The organism is Paraconexibacter sp. (assembly GCF_041602235.1).
Lineage (GTDB): Bacteria > Actinomycetota > Thermoleophilia > Solirubrobacterales > Solirubrobacteraceae > Paraconexibacter.
This window is the reverse complement of the sequence record NZ_JBFIGP010000382.1, coordinates 1-2,873: the sequence shown is the minus strand read 5'-3', so window position 1 is coordinate 2,873 and position 2,873 is coordinate 1. Positions and strand designations below refer to the sequence as shown.

Sequence of the window (2,873 nt, the reverse complement as noted above, 5' to 3'; positions counted from 1 at the left end):
GACCTGCCCACGGGCGCGGAACTGGTCGAGCGCTACGCGACCACCACCACGCGCGACCTGTCCCACATGCGCTGGTACACGGTCCTCGCCTGCTTCAAGCTCGGGATCGTCCTCGAGGGCACGCTCGCCCGCGCCCACGCCGGCCAGGCCCCGATGGAGACCGGTCGTGCCCTGCACGACACCACGCTGCGCCTCTTCGACCGCGCCCAGCGCCTCATCCAGGAGACCCCATGATCGACTTCGAGATCCCCGCCGAGGTCGCGCGCACGCGCGGCGTGATCCGCGCCTTCGTGACCGAGAAGGTGATCCCCTACGAGACCGATCCCCGGCTGACCCAGCACGGCCCGACCGAGGAGCTGCGCACCGAGCTGGTCGGCCTCGCCCGGGACGCAGGGCTCCTCACGTTCCAGGCGCCGCGCAGCTACGGGGGGATGGAGCCCTCGCACGTGGACCAGGCCGTGCTCTACGAGGCCGCCGGATGGTCGACGCTCGGGCCGGTCGCACTGAACTGCGCCGCGCCCGACGAGGGCAACATGTTCCTGCTGAACAAGATCGCCCGGGAGGACCAGGCGCAGGAGTTCCTGCGCCCCGTCATCGAGGGCCACCAGCGCTCGGTGTTCGCGATGACCGAGCCCGACGGCGCCGGGTCGGACCCCGGGCAGCTCAAGACGGCGGCGCTCTTCGACGGCGAGCGCTACGTCATCAACGGGCTGAAGTGGCTGATCACCGGCGCGACCGGCGCGAGGACCTGGATCGTCATGGCCGACGTGGCGGAGAACCCGCACGGCCCCTCCGGCCCGACGCTGTTCCTCTGCGACGGCAACACCCCGGGCATCGTCATCGAGCGGATCATGGACACCATGGACCGCAACTACGTCGAGGGTCACGGCGTCGTGCGGTTCGACGACCTGACGCTGCCGCCCGAGGCCGTCCTCGGTGAGGTGGGTCAGGCGCTGCGCTACGCGCAGATGCGCCTCGCCCCCGCCCGCCTGACGCACTGCATGCGCTGGCTCGGCGCCGCGGCGCGCGCGCACGAGATCGCCACCGACCACGCGCTGAAGCGCACCGCGTTCGGCAAGCCGATCGGGGAGCACCAGGGCGTCGGGTTCATGCTCGCCGACAACGAGATCGCCCTGCAGCAGTGCCGCCTGGCGATCTGGTGGGCGTGCTGGACGCTCGACCAGGGCGCCCGCGGCCGCCACGAGAGCTCGATCGTCAAGGCCACCGTCTCCGAGCAGCTCTACGCGGTCGCCGACCGCTGCGTGCAGGTGCTCGGCGGGATGGGGATCAGCGACGAGACCCCGGTGGCGATGATCTTCCGGGACATGCGCGCCTTCCGCCTGTACGACGGGCCGACCGAGGTGCACAAGTTCGCGATCGCCCGGCAGGTGCTGCGGGAGCGCGCGGCGAGCGCCGACGGCGATCTTGCGCGCTTCAGCGAACAGCGCTGAACCAATCCGCTCGCGGCTCCACCGCGCGATCCCTGAACGTCGTGCGGTAGGCCGTCGGGGTGGTCGCGGCGTGGCGCCGCAGGTGGAGCCGCAGAGCGGGCGCGCTCGCGAAGCCGGCGCGCTCCGCGACGACCTCGACCGGCAGATCCGTGGTCTCGAGCAGCTCGCGAGCCCGTCCGACGCGCTGGGCGAGCAGCCACTGCTTCGGCGATACGCCGACCTCGGCGCGGAACCGGCGCGAGAAGGTCCGCTCGCTCATGCACGCCTCTCGGGCGAGTTGCGCCAGGGTGAGCGGCTCGTGGAGATGGTCGTGGGCCCAGGCCAGGGTCGGGCCGATCCCGCTGCCCGGCAGGCCGTCGGGGTCCGGGCGCGGGGGCGGTGCGATGAACTGCGCCTGCCCACCCTCGCGGTGGGGGGCCACGACGTTCCAGGAGGCGAGTCGCGTCGCGGCAGCGGCACCCGCCTCTCGCCGGACCAGGTGCAGGCAGAGGTCGAGCCCCGCCGCCAGCCCGGCAGACGTGAGGATGTCTCCGTCGTCCACGTAGAGCACGTCCGGTCGGACGTCGACGTCCGGGTGGCGGGCGGCGAGGTCCTCGCACCAGTGCCAATGCGTGGTCGCGGGACGTCCGTCGAGCAGTCCGGTCTGCGCCAGCACGAAGGCCCCGACGCAGATGCTCATCACGATCGCGCCGCGGGCGTGCGCGGCCTGGATCGCCACGACGACGTCGTCCGGCACCGGGCCGCCGACCGGATGGACCCCGGGGATGACGACGACGTCGGCGCTCGCAAGGGCTTCGAGGCCGTCACTCACGTGCAGGTCGAAGCCGTCAGGGGTGCGGACCGGTCCAGGCCGCAGGCCGCACGTCGACATCGTGAAGCCGGCGGGCGCCCCGTCGCGTCCGGGCCCCCGGGAGAAGGCCTGCACCGCACATCCCAGGTCGAAGGTCAGAACGCCGTCGAGAGCGAGGGCCGTGACGTGCACTGGGACCATGTGCCGAACTATGGCAGGAAATCGTTGATGCTTGTCTTTCTTGCCACTGGTCGGGTTGGACTTCGTCGCGTTCACTGGGAGGCATGAGCGCACCACAAGGGATCGATTGGGACTGGGCGAGCAGAACGGGAGGCGCGCTCAGCGCACGCCAGCGCCGCCAGTTGCTGACACCGCTGCTCCGGGTCGCCGTCGGCCTGCCGGTCGAGCGGGTCCGTCTCGCTCTGGGTAAGCGCGGGTCCGGCGCCGTGGATCTGGACGGCTTGCGCTGGCCGGACTCCGCGTTGGCGCGAGCTGCCGAGGAGGAGGCGCGCGAGGCGCTTTCCCCGCACGTCCTGCAGCACTCCTACCGGACCTATCTCTTCGCGCTCGCGCTGGCTGCGATCGACGGCGTGCGGGTGGACGAGGAGCTCGGCTACGTCTCGTGCCTCCTG

Annotated in this window: 2 protein-coding genes and 2 pseudogenes; 3 read left to right on the top strand and 1 reads right to left on the bottom strand. The window is 71.8% G+C overall.

The genetic code is table 11. The features are described from left to right. Together ABYE80_RS19280 and ABYE80_RS19275 are read left to right on the top strand one after the other, a co-directional pair. Nucleotides 1-234 (top strand): annotated as a pseudogene (locus ABYE80_RS19280) (phosphotransferase family protein); the annotation flags it as partial. Further along, entirely contained in the window at nucleotides 231-1,451 is a 1,221-nt protein-coding gene (locus ABYE80_RS19275; RefSeq protein ID WP_372791931.1) for an acyl-CoA dehydrogenase family protein, read from the top strand. The pseudogene ABYE80_RS19280 and the gene ABYE80_RS19275, both read left to right, overlap by 4 nt. On the opposite strand, the gene ABYE80_RS19270 is transcribed toward ABYE80_RS19275, so the two are convergent. Next, entirely contained in the window at nucleotides 1,435-2,442 is a 1,008-nt protein-coding gene (locus ABYE80_RS19270; RefSeq protein ID WP_372791930.1) for a GlxA family transcriptional regulator, read from the bottom strand. The two genes, ABYE80_RS19275 and ABYE80_RS19270, sit on opposite strands and share 17 nt — an antisense overlap. Nucleotides 2,443-2,525: 83 nt before the next feature. Between ABYE80_RS19270 and ABYE80_RS19265 the strand changes: the two are divergent. Next, nucleotides 2,526-2,873, top strand: a pseudogene (locus ABYE80_RS19265) (phosphohydrolase); the annotation flags it as partial.